This window comes from Erwinia endophytica (assembly GCF_009295515.1).
GTDB classification, from domain to species: Bacteria; Pseudomonadota; Gammaproteobacteria; order Enterobacterales; family Enterobacteriaceae; genus Erwinia; species Erwinia endophytica.
Genome location: NZ_RQVV01000053.1, coordinates 219196 through 236392, shown reverse-complemented (window position 1 = coordinate 236392; position 17197 = coordinate 219196). Strand labels below are relative to the sequence as shown.

General features: G+C 51.8%; 16 protein-coding genes. 10 read left to right on the top strand and 6 right to left on the bottom strand.

Features of this window, described 5'->3' with window-relative positions:
- Nucleotides 1-403: 403 nt before the first annotated feature.
- Nucleotides 404-1825: a YchO/YchP family invasin gene (locus EH228_RS15765; RefSeq protein ID WP_152322564.1), complete on the bottom strand. Its 1422-nt coding sequence runs from the start codon at nt 1823-1825 to the stop codon at nt 404-406.
- Between the two features lie 373 nt (nt 1826-2198).
- On the opposite strand from EH228_RS15765, the gene EH228_RS15760 reads away from it, so the two are divergent.
- The 9 genes from EH228_RS15760 (at nt 2199) to EH228_RS15720 (ending at nt 12082) form a co-directional block, all read left to right on the top strand.
- A complete protein-coding gene (locus EH228_RS15760) occupies nt 2199-2747 on the top strand; it encodes a YbhB/YbcL family Raf kinase inhibitor-like protein (RefSeq protein ID WP_152322706.1) in 549 nt (182 codons plus the stop codon).
- Nucleotides 2748-3047: 300 nt separating this feature from the next.
- Entirely contained in the window at nt 3048-3545 is a 498-nt protein-coding gene (locus tag EH228_RS15755) for an SH3 domain-containing protein (protein WP_152322563.1), read from the top strand.
- 38 nt (nt 3546-3583) lie between these two features.
- Nucleotides 3584-4804, top strand: coding sequence for a type IVB secretion system protein IcmH/DotU (icmH, locus tag EH228_RS15750; RefSeq protein WP_152322562.1), 1221 nt, complete (start codon nt 3584-3586; stop codon nt 4802-4804).
- Nucleotides 4804-6918 carry a type VI secretion system membrane subunit TssM gene (tssM, locus tag EH228_RS15745; RefSeq protein WP_152322561.1) on the top strand — a complete coding sequence of 705 codons (2115 nt, stop codon included), beginning with the start codon at nt 4804-4806 and terminating at the stop codon, nt 6916-6918. The genes icmH and tssM overlap by 1 nt, the downstream gene beginning before the upstream one ends.
- A gap of 16 nt (nt 6919-6934) precedes the next feature.
- Entirely contained in the window at nt 6935-7633 is a 699-nt protein-coding gene (tagF, locus tag EH228_RS15740) for a type VI secretion system-associated protein TagF (protein ID WP_152322560.1), read from the top strand.
- Between the two features lie 39 nt (nt 7634-7672).
- On the top strand, nt 7673-8839 hold the full coding sequence (tagH, locus tag EH228_RS15735) for a type VI secretion system-associated FHA domain protein TagH (RefSeq protein WP_152322559.1): 1167 nt from the start codon (nt 7673-7675) through the stop codon (nt 8837-8839).
- Nucleotides 8836-9630, top strand: coding sequence for a PP2C family protein-serine/threonine phosphatase (locus EH228_RS15730; protein WP_152322558.1), 795 nt, complete (start codon nt 8836-8838; stop codon nt 9628-9630). Before tagH ends, EH228_RS15730 begins: the two co-directional genes overlap by 4 nt.
- Complete coding sequence (locus tag EH228_RS15725) at nt 9627-10580, top strand: hypothetical protein (RefSeq protein WP_152322557.1); 954 nt, start codon at nt 9627-9629, stop codon at nt 10578-10580. The genes EH228_RS15730 and EH228_RS15725 overlap by 4 nt, the downstream gene beginning before the upstream one ends.
- Before the next feature lie 53 nt (nt 10581-10633).
- Complete coding sequence (locus EH228_RS15720; RefSeq protein WP_152322556.1) at nt 10634-12082, top strand: serine/threonine protein kinase; 1449 nt, start codon at nt 10634-10636, stop codon at nt 12080-12082.
- 12 nt (nt 12083-12094) lie between these two features.
- Here EH228_RS15720 and EH228_RS15715 read toward each other — a convergent pair whose 3' ends face one another.
- Complete coding sequence (locus EH228_RS15715) at nt 12095-12772, bottom strand: gamma-glutamylcyclotransferase (RefSeq protein WP_152322555.1); 678 nt, start codon at nt 12770-12772, stop codon at nt 12095-12097.
- 699 nt (nt 12773-13471) lie between these two features.
- On the opposite strand from EH228_RS15715, the gene chaA reads away from it, so the two are divergent.
- Nucleotides 13472-14569 carry a sodium-potassium/proton antiporter ChaA gene (chaA, locus tag EH228_RS15710; protein WP_152322554.1) on the top strand — a complete coding sequence of 366 codons (1098 nt, stop codon included), beginning with the start codon at nt 13472-13474 and terminating at the stop codon, nt 14567-14569.
- A 77-nt stretch (nt 14570-14646) separates the two neighbouring features.
- On the opposite strand, the gene EH228_RS15705 is transcribed toward chaA, so the two are convergent.
- Genes EH228_RS15705 through EH228_RS15690 form a run of 4 tightly spaced genes read right to left on the bottom strand, consistent with a single transcriptional unit; the run spans nt 14647 to nt 17188 of the window.
- Entirely contained in the window at nt 14647-15060 is a 414-nt protein-coding gene (locus EH228_RS15705; protein ID WP_152322553.1) for an META domain-containing protein, read from the bottom strand.
- A gap of 53 nt (nt 15061-15113) precedes the next feature.
- On the bottom strand, nt 15114-15968 hold the full coding sequence (gene kdsA, locus EH228_RS15700) for a 3-deoxy-8-phosphooctulonate synthase (protein WP_152322552.1): 855 nt from the start codon (nt 15966-15968) through the stop codon (nt 15114-15116).
- Nucleotides 15969-15983: 15 nt separating this feature from the next.
- Nucleotides 15984-16793, bottom strand: a complete 810-nt coding sequence (gene sirB1 / locus EH228_RS15695; protein ID WP_152322551.1) for an invasion regulator SirB1 — start codon at nt 16791-16793, stop codon at nt 15984-15986.
- The gene (locus EH228_RS15690; protein ID WP_152322550.1) at nt 16790-17188 is read right to left on the bottom strand and encodes a SirB2 family protein; all 399 of its coding nucleotides are present in this window, start codon (nt 17186-17188) and stop codon (nt 16790-16792) included. Before EH228_RS15690 ends, sirB1 begins: the two co-directional genes overlap by 4 nt.
- Nucleotides 17189-17197 lie beyond the last annotated feature (9 nt).

Sequence of the window (17197 nt, the reverse complement as noted above, 5' to 3'; positions counted from 1 at the left end):
TGTTAATAAAAAGATTCATCTGAACTCCACTGTAAATTGCACGGTTCATGCCAGCCAGCATTTATTTGCATAAATTTTTTTTTATTAATAAATATCAATAAGTTAATGATGAGCCCCATTCACTTAAAGTGCATAAAAAGTGAATAAACCCATCATGCAGGCTGGATTGCAGAATAAAAAAAAGCAGAGTTATGCATTGATGAAACAAAATAATGCTTTTGTGATCACATCTGAAATTTGGCTACAAAACCAGGCAATTACCGCACCTTTCTGGCGCATGACGCACTGAAAAAAGGCAGAAAACGGGGGCAAGGTCAGACCAGTAGACGCTATTGTATCGGGTCATTCGCGACTAAAAGAGAGACTGAAAGAGATAATGGCAGTAATGTGCTCAGCCTGTCGGTCAGGGAGCCATCAAATCGAATTGATTATCCGGGGTATTTTGCAGCGTCATCGGCGATACCAGCTTCAGGGTGATCCAGTTTGAGGTCGCACGCTGCTGTTTACTGTCTTCCAGCGTCACCGACAGGCGATATTCATTCGTGGCGTTTGGCGAGTTATTCCATGCCGGAATAATAATACTCCAGCCCTGAGTATCGGTTTTATTTGACGGAGACGTCAGGCTCAGCGCCTGCGTATCCCCTTGCCAACTGATCGCTTTGATGGGATTACTGTTGCGGATCTGTAGTTTAAGCGGCAAGGTCTCACCCGGTTGCACCTGCCACGGCGGCGTGGCAAGGAACACCGACAGCGTTTTATGTTGACGGAACGCCATCACCGGCGAGTTATTGCGGTTAACCACATCGTAGCGGCTACCGCTAAGTGAACGCGCCTCCGCGACATTATCAGCCGACAACTGTTTACTCAACGCCACGCCTGGCCGGTAATTCATTTTCAGTACAAACTGATTCTGGGTTTCGCCAGTATTCGCGGTTTTCCGCGAGGCGCTCAGGGTAAACAATGGCACGGGGGTATAGCTAACGCCCAGCTCAATAGCAGAGGGATTATTGTCCCAGGTACCATTGTTGAACAAATCGACATTATCGCCGTAATACTGCTCATAGCTAACCGAAACGCCCAGTTGCTGGTAAAACGGCAGATACCCCTGGGTGGTGATATCATAGCCGCGCGCCATACGCATCTGGGCATCGGCGGAATAGTCACTCCAGCCGGAAAATGGCTGATAATAGTTAGCTGAAAAGCGCAGGAAATGACTCCAGGCTTCAGCCCCCAGCGACCCACGCTGCCGATTCGATTCAAACAACTCATCAACAAACGCGTTGTAACCGACTCGCCAGTCGCCTACCAGCCAACGCTGGCCCAGACCAGCATTGCCGACCAGGCCATAATCACTATGCAAAATACCGATCTGGCTAAAGGTCAGGTAACGACCATTGTCCTGCCACGGTGTAAGTAACTGAGCAGACGTACCGTCAAAATTACCGTGATTATCCACCATCAGTGACAGGTTGGCATAACCATAGGGAGAAAGCAGATCTTTGCCCTCACTTTCTACCCGACGAGCCGCTTCATCACGGAAGTGATTAAAGGCCCACTGCCCCGCATTTTTACCCAGGGATTTATCGTCATCGCTGTTCATACTGGCTTCGCCAATACTTTTAACCGCTTCCGCCAGGCGTTTTTCAGTCGCGGTATCGGACTCTGCGTTACTGCTGCCAAGGTTGGGCAACTGACTGGTGAAACGGGCTGGATCGTCAAAAGGCGCATCTGAAACGCCAGCGTCCGTCGTCAGCGCCTGTGCAGAAGCGGCTAACAGCATCAGACTGCCGTAAAAAAGTGGCGATAGTGGATGAACTCTTCTCATAACCTCATTAATGACCGACTGACAAATCGGCATTCGCTACATCCTCGTCATTCGACAAGTCGCAGGCGCACTGTCAGTTTCCGTTACTGAGGCAGACCGCATAATTCGGCCTGATGGCCTCGTTCCTTTGAGTCCTGCGCTGGCACTATTCAAAATGATATTGGCACTTTTGTCCTACCCGAATGGTTTCGGGTATATAAATGTAAGATAGCTCACAAATTTGAGACAAACCCAGCTTAACACTTTTGGCGTGGGGGAGGCACCCCGTCATCCGTGATGTTTGGGCTGCCTTCCGGTGTAACAACACGCTGGCGTATCGGGTCATTATGACTCATGCTTTGCCCTGATCTTTGCTAACAGGAACCTACTGATGATGAAGAAAACTTTGCTGTCTTGTGCTCTGTTACTGAGCACTTCTGCTGTCAGCGCAGCCCCCGTTTTCACCCTCACGTCCCCTGATTTTAATGACAATGGCGTGCTGGCTAAAAAGTTTGGCGGTGCGGCAAAGGGGAATACCAGTTGTACGGGCGAGAATATTTCTCCCGCCTTAAGCTGGAATAACCCACCGGAAGGAACAAAGAGTTTTGCCCTGACGATTGTCGATCCGACCGGCGCGAAAGGGCTCGGCGTAAATCATTTGGTGGCTTACAACATTCCCTCCCAGCGCAACCGTTTCGCACAGAATGAACTGAGCAACGGGAAAGACTATACCGGTGGTAAAAATACGCCCGGCACCACCCGCTATTATGGCCCGTGCCCACCACAGGGCGGTGGCCAACATCACTATATTTTTACATTGATTGCCACCGATTTACCTGTCAACAACCTGCAACAAGGACTGACCCGAGATGAGCTGCTGAGTCGACTGAAAGGCCATACGCTGGGGGCTGCCGGACTGATTGGTCGATTGGGCAATGAATAATCAGGATAGAGGAACCGCCTTTTGACTAAAGCAATATTCACTTGCTGGTTATCGACCACACTATCTTGCCAACATCGGTGAACGCTTTTGCCACACTCCGGACAGTCATTAACATGCTGAGTCACATGCCACAATGGTTCCCATTCTTAAAAGCGTCATGTAAACTGACGCTATATTTATCTTTCTGTAAAATTGAATGATTTTTATGCGCAGAATCCGCATTTCTCCTGCGGTCGGCTGCGTAAGAGTGGGTTTTCTCATGGACAATAAGACTCACTGATTAAATTCACGAGGATCAAAGTGAAAATAAGCGTCGCGTTAACTCTGTTGGCTGTCATGACCCTTGCAGGATGTAAGGCCCCTCCTCCTCCAGTTACCGATGATACTCTTGTCACAACGGAAGTGGATGGCATACAGCTGACACATCGTCATGCCGTGCAAGCCCCGCAATCTTTTACACCGATCAACGAAACGTACCGTGCGCTATACAATGCTTCAGTAATGAATCGGCCGGATTTTGGCGGTAAATTAATTCGTCACCTGAACAATGGCAAGCCGTTTACCGTATTGGGTGAGGTGGAAAACCACTGGCTGGCAATAGCAGACGTGGACCAGGAGCAATTACTGGGTTACGTGTCGCCTAAAGCTGGCGTAGTCGCCTCTCAATATGATGACACGGTGAAACGTGATCGTCGGCGAGTACGTAAAAATCCCAATGCCAAAAAAGTTTGCGTCGACGTTGGTGGACAGAGTAAAGCCTGTCGCAACAACGATACTGCAACCTGGATCCTTGAATAGGCCCGGCAAGTGCCGCACTGTAGAGACAGTAAAGTTTGATGACCCTGGAATCCCCTGCTGGCATTCCTATCAATGCCGGCCAAGAGAACCCATTACTTGCCGCTTCCGCGCCATTGCTGAATGCCATCGTGCAAATTCGTCTGGCAGCCACGCATGACGACCCCAGCGGTCTGCGCCAACAACTGGTCGATGAGATCCGCCAGTTTGAAATCCGCAGCAAGCAAGCCGGTTTACCTTTCGATATGATTATCGGCGCGCGTTACTGCCTGTGCAGTGCGTTGGATGAGGCCGCCGCGCAGACGCCATGGGGCACTCGCGGAGTCTGGTCCGGCAACGGACTACTGGTCACTTTCCACAATGAAAGCTGGGGCGGAGAAAAAGTCTTCCAGTTACTTTCGCGGATTTCACAGACGCCAGCCCAGCATCTGTGGCTACTGGAAGTGATCCACTACTGCCTGTTGCTTGGATTCGAGGGACGCTATCGCGCGATAGAGCAAGGACGTATTCAATGCGACGCGATCCGTAGCCGTCTCGCACAATTAATCAGCGATACCCGAGGCGTACAACAACCCACTATGGCACCGCAAGCGCTGAAGCCCTCAGCTCAGAACACGCTATGGCGTCCTCCCATTCCACTCTGGGCCTGTCTCACCGTCACGGCTTTTATTGCCTGCCTGGTTTATTCCACTCTGAACTGGCGGCTGGGTAATTCCGCCGAACCGTTACTGCGATCAATCTGGCAAATCCCACTCCCTAAACTCGACATCAATAAGCGCAACACCGCCACCCAGGCGCTGCTGGATATCCGCCAACGACTGGATGATCTGATAACGGCCCGACAATTGGACGTGACCGACCGCATCAACGGCAGTAAAGTCATCATCTCCAGCGATAAGCTGTTCAGTCATTCCGGCAGCGATCTGACGCCGGAAGGCCGCGCCATTATCACCCGCGTCTCTGGCGCTATCGACAATATTAAAGGGACAGTGCTGGTGAGTGTTTATACCGATAACCAGCATATACACTCAAGCCACTTTGCCTCTAACTATGAATACTCTCTCGCTCAGGCACACAGTATCAGCACATTGATGCAGCAACAGATGCAGACGCCAGGTCATCTGATTCGAAGCGAGGGACGTGGCGACAGCAACCCATTGTTACCCAATGACAGTCCAGAAAACCGCGCACGAAACCGCCGGGTTGAGATTATCCTCTTCCCTGCGCCGGAAGTGCAGGGAAGCCAGAAGGGGGATTTCTGATGCCATCAACTGTTACCACTGTGTTCTTAAGCCGGTTATTATGGAGTTTTCTGGGTATTACCGCCCTCTCCGCACTCATTTGGATTATCGGCCCGCAAATCACCTTCAGCAATACTCACTGGCTGGAAAGCGAGCTAAACCGCCAGATAGCCATCGGCATGTGCTACTTTCTGTGGATCATCTTTCAGTTGATCCCACACCTTTACCGCGCATGGTTTAATAGCAAACTGCTGAACAACCTACAGAGTTATAATGTGGACCATGCCGAACAGGCGGCCACCGAAGAACTCCTTAGCACCCGCTTCAGCGAAGCGGCGATGATACTGAGAAAACGCCAGTTTTCCGGCAGCCAACAGAAAAAGTACGGCTGGTTACAGCGTCTCAGCGCGCAATATCTCTATCAATTACCCTGGTACATCATTGTTGGCGCACCGGGCGCGGGCAAAACCACCGCGCTGCTCAACTCAGGACTGGAATTTCCGCTGAGTGACAGTATGGGAAAAACCGCACTACGGGGCGTGGGCGGGACACGGCACTGCGACTGGTGGTTTACTGAGGAAGCCGTGCTGCTGGATACGGCTGGCCGTTATACTCTGCAGGAAAGCTTACGCGCAAGGGATGCCTGTGAATGGCAAACGTTCATCTCGCTGCTTAAGCGCTACCGTACCCGCCAGCCGATCAATGGCGTTATCATGACTATCAGCGTGGCCGATTTGCTGAGCGACTCTGCTGAAGCACGTTACGCTCAGGCCACGTCATTACGTCAGCGTATGGTCGAATTGCACCAACAAACCGGCATCCACTTTCCGGTATATGTGATGGTGACTAAAACCGATCTGCTGAAAGGCTTTATGAGCTATTTCGCCAGACTGGATAAAAGTCAGCGTGATAGTATTTGGGGATTCAGTTTCCCGTGGGGAACAGAGCGTAACAGCGAACCGGCATTGAATACGTTGTTTGAGCAACAGTTCAGCAATCTGACTCTGCGTTTACAGCATGATCTGGCCGATAAAATGACCCGCGAGAACGACCTGGTCCAACGTGCAGACAGCTTCCTGTTTCCTCAGGAATTCGCCTCGCTACGCCCGCTGCTGGCAGAATATCTCAACATTGTTTTCACTGCGAAAAACGGCGAAATCCCCTGGGCAGTCCGTGGGCTGTTTTTCACCAGCGGTACTCAGGAAGGATTGCCCTTTGACCGCATTATGGGTGAACTGACGCGTAAGCTGCAATTGCCGCAGGCTTCAAACCCTTTCATCACTAACTGGGACACCGTCAATCGCAACGCCCCTATCCCAGCCAACAAGGGCCAGAGTTATTTTATTCGTTCACTGTTCAGCGAGCTGATTTTTCAGGAGAGAGGATTGGCCGGCAGCGACCGCTCGTGGGAGCATCGTAACCGCCTGTTGCACTGGGCTGGCTATGCTTCTCTCGGGCTGGCGCTGATTACCGCCACACTATTGTGGACCACCAGCTATTATAAAAATCAGCACTACTTACAACAAGTTACCACCCGACTGGTGCCAGTCAACCAACAAGCGCGACGCCTGGCCGCCAATAACCACGGGGATATACTGGAACTGCTTCCCTTTTTAAACAGTCTGGTCGACTTACCGCAAAGCGACAGTTTTTCCCTTAAGCATCCTCCGCTGAGTATGCGCGGAGGTTTGTACCGTGGCGATCAGGTTAGTGACGCGGCCTGGGGCTTTTATCAGAACGCGTTGAAAAACCTGCTATTGCCTCGCGTGGCGCAAAACATTACCGACACCCTGCGTAATGATAAAGGCGAAGACAGTGACTTCAGTCGTAATGCCCTGCGGGCTTACCAGATGCTGTATCAACCACGCACTTACGACGGCGAGTTTTTACGCGGTTGGGTGATGCAGAATTTGCAACGTACGCTGCCAGGTAACGTCACCACCCGCCAGCTCCAACAGATTGACTCGCACCTTAGCCAGTTGCTGGACCGGCAAATCCAGACCTCGCCTTTCGTGCGGGAGGATGCGTTAATAAAGCGAAAAATGACTATAAATTTGGATAATATGGGACGGCAACATGCAGTCAGTACCTCGTTGATGACCGCATCAAAACCGACCTCGCCTGACGATGACTAGTCCGGAGAAATTCACGATGCCAGAGAAAAATGCGCTGGGTTGGTACGGCAAGTTGCCAGGCACGGGTGATTTTTTGCAACGCCGACTCTCTGAAGACATTGTCACTAACTGGTCAAACTGGTTTCAGACAGGTCTGGCGCACTGGCATAACCACAGTGAAAGGGGTTGCGCTCAGTTCTGCCGCGCGCCGATCTGGAACTTTGCTCTACCGGCCACCCTTGGCGTGCAGCAAGTGCAAATTGGTTGCCTGCTACCGTCCCATGACCGTGTGGGGCGCGCCTGGCCGCTACTCGCGCTACAAAGTGTGCCAGCCAGCCTCTGGCACCCGGCGCAATTAACGGTTTCTGGCGACTGGTTTCAACAACTGGGAGAGGCGCTGTATCGTGCTGTCAGCACCCCTTTTTCTGCCCAGCAGTTGGAACATGAGTTACAGGCCCTGCCGCCCCTGTCGCTACCGGATACTGGCCGCTCGGATATTATGGATGTCATCGGTTATCAAAACCTCCCTTGTACCCTGTCCTGGCGCGAGGTAGCGATGCGTTTCGACCCAATGCAATACACCAGCTACTGGTGGACTAATCAAAGTGACGGCCATTCACTTGCCAGTCACAAACACAGCGGCAAACTGACCGCACAGTTGTTTTCGCAGTTATTCGATCCGGCCGCAGTGGCACAACCGGGTCAACATGGACTCTATCCGCCAATGTTTGAATAGAGTTATCAGGCCTGATGGCCCTGGCTTCAGGAAAAGTGCATGCGATTTACCATTGTTGAAAGCAGAACCGAAGCACCTGTTACCACCTGTGAATTTTCTCCACCAGGCGGCACCATAGGCCGCAGTATGGACAATGATCTGATCCTGCCGGATGCAGATCGTACTATTTCACGTCTGCAGGCGGTGGTTCACGTTGCCAGTAATGGCGAATGCCGGCTGACTAACCACGGCAGCGTGATTGCTGTCGTGCATAATTCAGTCCCACTGGCGCGCGGCAATCAGGTTGTCGTACAGCATGGCGATGTACTGAAAATTGGCGATTATCAGATAGCTGTTATCGACCCGGTACGCGAAGCAGACGAAAACATCAGCCATGTCGATCCACTGACGCTGTTCAACCATAACGATACGCAACCACTGGATCCATTGGGTATTTTACACCAACAGGAAGCCGTTCGGGTTCGTCCTGTCGATTCGCCACCCCCTGAGCCACTCACCACTCGCACGGTTCGCCAGAGCGATGCCCGTCTGGGTATCGACCCGGTTAATCATGATGCGCCGTCTGCCGAACGCCCCGTTCCCCAAAACAATGAACAGCGTCTGATCGCCGCGCTGATGGAAGGCATGGGGCTGGATAACCATGCCAGGGAGACGAAATTGACCGAAGAACAAATGCGCGTCACCGGCCGGATGCTAAGCCTGTTTTCACAGGGAACGGTCGCCCTACTCTCCTCACGTTCGATTCTCAAACGTGGGGTGAAAGCAGAGATGACCATGATCCTCAACGAAGCCAACAACCCGTTCAAGATCCTGCCCTCCGGCAAGACAGTATTAATGCAGATCTATCAGAGCCAGATGCCGGGTTTTATGCCGCCCGAGCAAGCGGTGCGCGATGCACTGGTCGATTTGCAGGCCCATCAATTAGGCATGATCGCGGGTATCCGCGCCATTATCGCCGCCATGTTGCAATCGTTTAACCCACAGCGACTGGAAGATCATGCAAAACGTGACGGCAACCTACCTCGCATGGGGCTGAGCGCAAATAAAAAAGCCGCCATGTGGGACTATTTTTTACGTCATTACCAGAATACTTCTGGAGAAATCGAAGACGATTTCCACACACTGTTTGGTGATGCCTTCCTGCAGGCCTACGACATGGAAGTGAACCAGTACAAAGATTCTCAGAACCGGCCGGGGAACGAATGAATATTAACTATGCCGCGACATCACAGGCAGGAGCACGAGAAAGTAATCAGGATGAGACCGGTGTATTATTGGGCGAACATTGCGCCTGTTTTTTGGTCTGTGACGGCGTAGCCGGAACGGCTGGGGGCGACGTGGCGGCCAGGATAGCACGGAATGCATTACTGTCTGAACTGGCAGATGATGAAGCAATCAATCCAGGGGACACGGCTCGCTGGATGAAAAATGCTGATCTGGCGATACGTCAGGCACAGCGCAATATGAAAGATTTCAAGCACATGAGCACCACTATTGCCGCGCTGTTTATTGACCGTGACTTGCAGCGTTCATGGTGGGCGCACGCAGGTGACAGCCGCATTTATCACTTTCACCGGGGGTTTATTCATTCGGTAACCCAGGATCACAGCCTGGCACAACAAATGCGGGATGCAGGTATTGATAATGCCGGAATTAACAGTAATTTACTCTATAATGCACTCGGTGTGGACGGCCTTCCGTCGGTCAGTTACAGCCCGGTGGTTCCGCTGGAAGATGGCGATGCATTCCTGATCTGTACCGATGGCTTTTGGTGCAGTCTGACGCAGGAAGAAATGGAACAAGCATTACGTATGGTTAATTCGCCTGAAGAATGGCTGGTGCTGATGCAGAGAGCCATCAACCACAGCGAAGAAAAAGATAATTTGAGTGCGGTGGCGATCTGGGTCGGTTCGCCCCAGGATATAACACTATTACAATCGATGGCGGATTCTGCCCGTTTTCTACCGCCGCGGGATTCACACCAGGAAACGCTATGAGATTTTGGTTGCCAGCCACGACTGTCACATTGTTGATACCAACTGCCGTACAGGCTGAGGACTATCGCGTGGTATATTCCCCCAGCCTGGCGCTGGAGGTGTATATCGATAACGTTGCGAGTAACGCACCGAAGGACTGGTGTAATGAAACGCTGCATCTGCGCATCGTTTCCGGTAAAAACGAGGAGTCCAGTGTACTCACCAGCTTTCTGCCACGCGTAGGTAATCTGTTGCAAAACCAGTGCAATAACCTGGAAGAACTGCCCTGGCAGATGACCAATGATACCGGTTCCGTGCTGGCCACCGGTACCGCGGCTAAAGCACAGGATTGGCGTCCCATTGTCATCGCTGACGCGACTGCCGCCGCCACGGCCTACAATGCCGAACCACTGGATTTATCCCAACCCGCCAGCAATGCTCCGTTGCAGTATTTCGAGCTGCCAGGCGGTTGCCATTTTCGTACCTGGTGGGATGAAAATGGGCAGTCATTGTTTATCCCGGACGGTAAAAACCTGAGCTGTTCGGCTGAAGGGTGGCTGGAAGGAAAAAACGAGCTCACGCTGACTGTCAACGGGAAAACCCAACCGATAGCCGTGCAGTTTTACGCGGGGTTCCCACTGCGCAACCTACATCCCACCCCCGGAGAACTGGATATCGTTGCCGCCAACAACCAGCGTCTGGTGGTGAGCAAAAAAGACGCGCCGAACAGCTGGCTACTGCTGAGATTTAATCCGGATTTGCACGTCTGGTCATTTGACGGCACATTGCTGGTAAAGATGGATAAAAATCTGGCTAGCGATCCAACGGTACTGAAAACCCAGGCAGACGCAGTGCGCAAGGCCTGGGAGTCAGTGGTGGATCAACAAATTAAAATTAATGTGCTGCTGATTGATGACCTGCATGCAGACCTTGCCGATCCGGCTATTGGCGCCTGGCGCACCGTTAACTAGCTCGAACGGTTCCCGGATATCACAAAGACGTTAGCACTTAGAGAACATTTATTATGTCGGCAAACGATCATACGAAAAACATGCCCAATGCCCTTCCGATTGGCTACCGTTTTAACGAGTTTGAGATTAAGGACGTGATCGGGGGGGGCGGTTTCGGGATTGTTTATCGTGCCTGGGACCATCTGCTTGAACGCACCATCGCAATCAAAGAATACCTGCCGATTTCTCTGGCAACCCGTAATGAAACTCAGGCGATTGTCCTGCGCAGCGAACGTCATCAGAAGCTATTTGCTGCCGGCCTGAACAGTTTTATTCAGGAAGCCCGTCTGCTGGCGCGATTCAACCATCCGGGTTTACTGCATGTGCTGCGCTTCTGGGAAGAGAACGGCACCGCTTATATGGGGACCCTTTACTATAGCGGCATCACGCTGAAAGAGTGGCAACAAAGCAGCCCGGAAACATTGACCGACGCCTGGATCCACCATCTGCTGCCCCCTCTGTTCGGCGCAATAGACACCATTCACCGTGCTGGCTATCTGCATCGCGACATCTCGCTGGATAACATTCAGATCCAGGATAATCAGTTACCGGTACTCCTGGACTTTGGTTCCGCGCGTAAAGAAATTGGCAACCTCTCCGATGAGACCGAGATCATGCTTAAGCCGGGTTATGCGCCGATTGAGCAATACAGCGAAGAGAGTGATATTGATCAAGGACCGTGGACCGATATCTATGCGCTGGGTGCCGTGTTGCATACGCTGGTGACCGGCAGTCCGCCGCCCGTCAGCGTAGTACGCTGTATTGAGGATCGCTACGAACCCTTGACGAAACGACGCCCAAAAGGCTTCTCGCTGTCACTGCTCAATGCCATCGATCATTCTCTGGCAATGAAAGCGCAGGATCGCCCGCAGAGCATTGATGAGTTGGCGACATTGATAGAACTGCCCATCAGTACGGTCGAAGAGTTCGTCACCACGGCCCCCCATGTGACGAAAAAAGTGTCGCCCCACGCCGCCGAACCAGCGCGACAGCAAGAGCCGGTGGCGAACGCTGTCAATTCAAGCACCGCTGAACCTGTGCCCCTTCAACCGGGCCGTAAACTGTCAAAATCAGTGGTGATCATCGCCGGCGTGGCCGTACTCGCCGTGGTGGTCCTGGCAAATCTGCTGAACCACGATGCTCCACATCCTGAGCCAACCCCACCTGAGGTGACCCGGATACCTGCCGTTGAACAGGGAGTCACGGCAGCCGAAGCCCCTGCGGCATTAGCCCCACCATCTGCCGCCGCCCCTATTATGGCGACGGTATACCTGAAACTGGGCAACAGTGAGAAGATCATGCTGAACGGTAAGCCGGTGGAGGTGAAACCAAACAATAGCGGTTATGCATCACTCAACCTGGTCGCGGGAAGCTATCAGATCGAAGTACAAACCGCTACCACCGTGCACAGCCAGCAGTTAGAGATCAACCGGGTCGGAACCTGGCTGGTTAATCCAGGCTGAAATGGCGGGGGATCACCCTGCCAAATTATGGGAACATTGCTGCAGATCGCGGACGTACTGTACCAAATCGGTCAGGCAATCATCATGCAATCCACGTTTTTTTAGCTCCTGTTCAAGCGAAAAAAGATACTGGGCATTGGTGCCAAGAGGCCCACAGGCCTGGGCAATCAGCGGTGCGATGGTTTTCGGGCTCGAGTCAGCTTCATACAGCTCGTGATTTGGGTCCATCACAAACACGATTGCCATGGCGTTACGACCATCAGCCAGCGTCAGTTCACACCAGGTCGGCAGATAGCAACCGGTGACCATCTCACGCTTCCACAACAGCTCCAGATCCTCGTGTAGCTTGTCTTCCGGCAGACGAAAGGCCAGCCCTGTCGTTGTTCCGCCCTCTTTCAACGCCAACATTCTACCTGGCCGCATCGCCGTTCCGCGTCCGGCAATCAACCGCAAACAAAACGCGCGATGCCAGCCCTGCAACGTTCCCTCAGCCACTTCATCGGATTCAAACACCGGGTTCCACATCAGCGAACCGTAGCCAAAAATCCATACCGGACTCTGATCCGGACGACAGGCCAGGGTGGCAGCCAGCGAGGCAGCTCGCTGCTCACTGCTCCATAACAGGGATTCCTCGATAGCACCAAAAGCCGTCTTACAATCCGCTTTTTTCAGGAAATCTCTTGTTAACATTGCCCTTCTCCTGCCCATGCATATTTTCAGCCATGCCTGGCCTATTGTGTGTGCCTGAAAATTCTTAAGAAACTTATGCCTTCGCTGCTGTTAATGACCATATGTCAATTAAGGCTATATAATCAAGTTTGACGCACATTTTTTGATACTGGTGTTTAACCACCGCTCCGACAACGTTGTGGCTAATTTCTTCACGGCCCCCTTGCCATGGCTCTCCTTTGGGTCTTTATATTCATCTGAAAGCCTACTGCGTATGGGACGGTAAGGCATGCTTAACACTGTCAGGAAGAGCAGATTTTGAGCTGTGAGGCATGATTTATCTCCTTTCAGTTAGCTTGCCAAAGCCCCCCTCTTTGAGAAGATCATGTTTTTCTACCCTTCAATAAGAAAACTGCACCAGAACGTTTTTATCATCAAAAATTGAGGTACTTAATGGCGATGAAATGGTTAAAATAAAGAAATAAAAATTATAATTAAATCAACATTGACATAAAGATAGAGAAAAAAATGATGTTTAATTGTGGTTTAAACCACAATCACCCTGTAAAGCGTAAAACAATGTAAAATGTTCACGTTTTTAATCCACTACCCGTTACACTTCCACCGCTGGTAATATCACCATGATAAATGATAACAATAACACCAGTGATGACTTCCTAATCTCCACTCCAGCGGACCCACTTAAGGAAAATGATGCTTATGACGGCGCAAGAAAGCGTTAAAACACGCCATAAAGAGACGACTCTGATTCTTCCGGTCGCTGCTCTGATTATTATTGGCTTCTTTGGCCATTCCACTTCAATGACCATGATCGTCGCCATCAATCTGTTGGCGCTGGTCGCTATCCTCAGTAGCGCTTTCAGTGTGGTTCGCCATGCCGATGTACTGGCCCACCGCCTGGGTGAACCCTACGGTTCGCTCATTCTCAGCTTGTCGGTCGTTATCCTTGAAGTCAGTCTGATCTCCGCATTGATGGCGACCGGCGATGCCGCACCCGCCCTGATGCGTGATACCTTGTATTCAATTGTTATGATTGTCACTTGCGGTCTGGTGGGTTTTGCTCTGCTGCTGGGTGGACGCAAATTTGCCACCCAGTTCGTTAACCTGGCTGGCGTTAAGCAGTATCTGATTGCCCTCTTTCCTCTGGGGATCCTGGTGCTGGTGTTCCCCAATGCCTTGCCTGGCGGCAATTTTTCAGTTTCTCAAGCACTGCTGATTTCAGGCATTTCCGCCGCAATGTATGGCGTGTTCTTACTTATCCAGACTAAAACGCACCAGAATCTGTTCGTTTATGAGCATGAAGATAAGAGCGATGACGATAATCCTCATCATGGTAAGCCCTCAGCCCACTCAAGCCTCTGGCACACGCTCTGGCTCATCGTGCATCTGGTTGCGGTCATTGCGGTCACTAAAACGGATGCCACACCACTGGAGTCACTGCTGACGAGACTGAATGCGCCAGAAGGATTTGTTGGGTTCCTGGTCGCGCTACTGATCCTCTCACCCGAAGGATTAGGGGCGATTAAAGCCGTGCTGGCTAACCAGGTTCAACGGGCGATGAACCTGTTCTTTGGCTCAGTGTTGGCGACCATTTCACTGACCGTACCGGCGGTAACCGTCATTGCCACACTGACCGGACATCAACTCATTTTCGGGCTGGAACCGCCGCAGATGGTCCTGATGCTGGCCGCCCTGCTGCTTTGTCAGGTGTCGTTCTCTACCGGGCGCACCAACGTGCTGAACGGCGCGGCGCATTTGGCGCTGTTTGCCGGTTACCTGATAACCATCATGCTATAAAAGCAAACGGCATCAGTGATAATCCTGATGCCGTTTTAAATGATGCGCACACCTCAGAGTACGAGTCTGCACCTGAATCAATGATCTGCAACATACACCAGAGTGTGGCCTGATCCGCTCAACGTCAGGGTCTGGCGCTCAAGTTTCAGTGTTACCCCTGTCGTTAGCATTTTCCCGATCATGGTTTCCCACTCGTTCAACTGTGGATCGATGCACAGCATCCGCGTTGAGGACAACTGTGGCACGCTCAGCTTGCCATGCTGCAGTTTTCCCTGGCCAAAGAAGCGATTACACATCACACCACTGACGCGCATGTCCTGCGCAAAATTGATCCCTGGCCGGATACCAACCGACGGTGTCACAGCCTGACCATCAACGCCCTTCAGAACAAAGTTATGATCGGACAGCGAATTGTGAGAAGCATTTTCTCCCCCGCTGCTGCAGCCTGCCAGCAGCAGCGCCACCAATATCAGTGCGGCATGTTTGTTCATTCATGGGTCCTTGCAAAGAAAAAGGCTGGCATGCAAGCCAGCCTCCAACATCCTTAATGGCTGGTATCCAGCTCCGGAAAGTTTTTAACTAAATCGTCAAGTGCTTTGATTTGTTTGAGGAAAGGCTCCAGCTTGTCCAGCGGCAATGCGGAAGGACCATCACACCTGGCGTTAGCCGGATCCGGGTGCGCCTCAATAAACAACCCCGCCAGACCCACCGCCATACCGGCCCGGGCCAGCTCAGTTACCTGACCACGACGGCCACCAGAGGCAGCACCAAACGGATCACGGCACTGCAACGCATGGGTCACGTCAAAAATGACCGGGCTGCCGTTAGAAACCTGCTTCATGACGTTAAAGCCCAACATATCGACCACCAGATTATCGTAACCAAAGTTGGCGCCACGGTCACACAGGATCACTTTCTCGTTACCGCCTTCAGCGAACTTCTCAACAATATTCCCCATCTGACCTGGGCTAACGAATTGAGGTTTCTTCACGTTAATCACCGCGCCAGTTTTCGCCATCGCCTCCACCAAATCAGTCTGGCGGGCAAGGAACGCCGGCAACTGGATAACGTCCACCACGTCGGCGACTGGCTGTGCCTGGCTGGGTTCATGCACATCAGTTATCACTTTGACGCCAAAAGCCTGTTTCAGCTCCTGGAAAATTTTCATGCCTTCTTCCAGGCCTGGGCCGCGGTACGAGCGGATTGAGGAGCGATTAGCCTTGTCAAAAGAGGCTTTAAACACGTAAGGGATCCCCAGTTTCTGGGTCACGGTGACGTAGTGTTCACAAATCCGCATCGCCAGATCACGCGATTCCAGCACGTTCATGCCGCCAAACAGCACAAATGGCAGATCGTTTGCGACCTTAATGTCACCAATGCTAACCACTTTTTGTTTCATGTCATCGCCTTATATTTAATGCAGGGTGATCTGTTTTTGTTCAATCGAATAAATTTGCAGCTTAATCATTTCACTGATCGGATCTTCAGGACACTGTTCAACAAAATAGGTCAAATCGCTCAGCGCCACATGCTCACAATCCAGTTGGGCGAAGATCAACCCGCGGTCACGGATCTCATACGGATCATCGGGGTCCATATTCACCAGTACCTGACTAACCTGCAGCGCCAGCTCCATCTGTTTCTCTTCCATCAGCGCCGATTTCAGCGTATCAAGCATTTTATTGAGTACCAACTGTGGCTCCGCTTCTTGCAGATCATCGTCATAAAGTTCAGCGACCGGGCCAATATTCCCCTTCAACCAGACTTCCAGCGTGTGCTCATCCAGCGTGTCACCGTTGAAAGGATTAATTAACCACATCTCGTCATCCAGCCAGTCGGCTCTGAGTATGAGCTGCGTTGGGAAAATTACCGGCATCAACGGCAGTGACAGCTGTTCCGCAATATGCAGGAAAATAATGCCTAACGATACCGCCGTACCCTGTCGCGTTTTGAGTACATTATCCAGCCACAATGTATCAGAGAGACGGTAAACACCGCTGGCACCGCCAAATCCCCACTGCTTCCAGAACAGCTCAATCAGTTTTTCCAGCTGCAGATCCTGCGCCAGTTGTGGTGGAATAACGGCGCGGGCTTCCTCTACCAACGTTGCCAATTGCTTTCTCACTTCGTCAGCAGGAAAATTGGGACGGATAGCCACCATGGCGGCTATCACTGCTTCGCTCAGCGAAGTCACGGTGAGTTCAGGATCGACTATCGACGTCATACATTCCCCAACAACGGCATTTTGGTGGTAGCCAGATGGTAAATCAGCACCAGAGCGGCAGCGGCCACAATAAAAGCTATCCACCGTACTTTCTGAGCGCGTGGTTTGCGCCCGAGAGCGATAAACCCAAGAGCGATATAGATAATAACGCCAAACAGCTTCTCCGTCAGCCAGGCGCCCTGCGGAGAGAACGGATAAAAATGGGTTATCACCACCAGTAGGATACCGGAAAGCAATAACAACGTATCATTGAGATGCGGCACAATACGCACCCAACGACGCTGCAGCATCGTCGAGCTGGTCTGCAACCAGAAGAAGCGTAGTACAAACATCAGCGTGGTCACGGCCACCGTCAGCAGATGAAGCATTTTAATGGAGCTATACCAGTCAGCCATTGAAGTTCT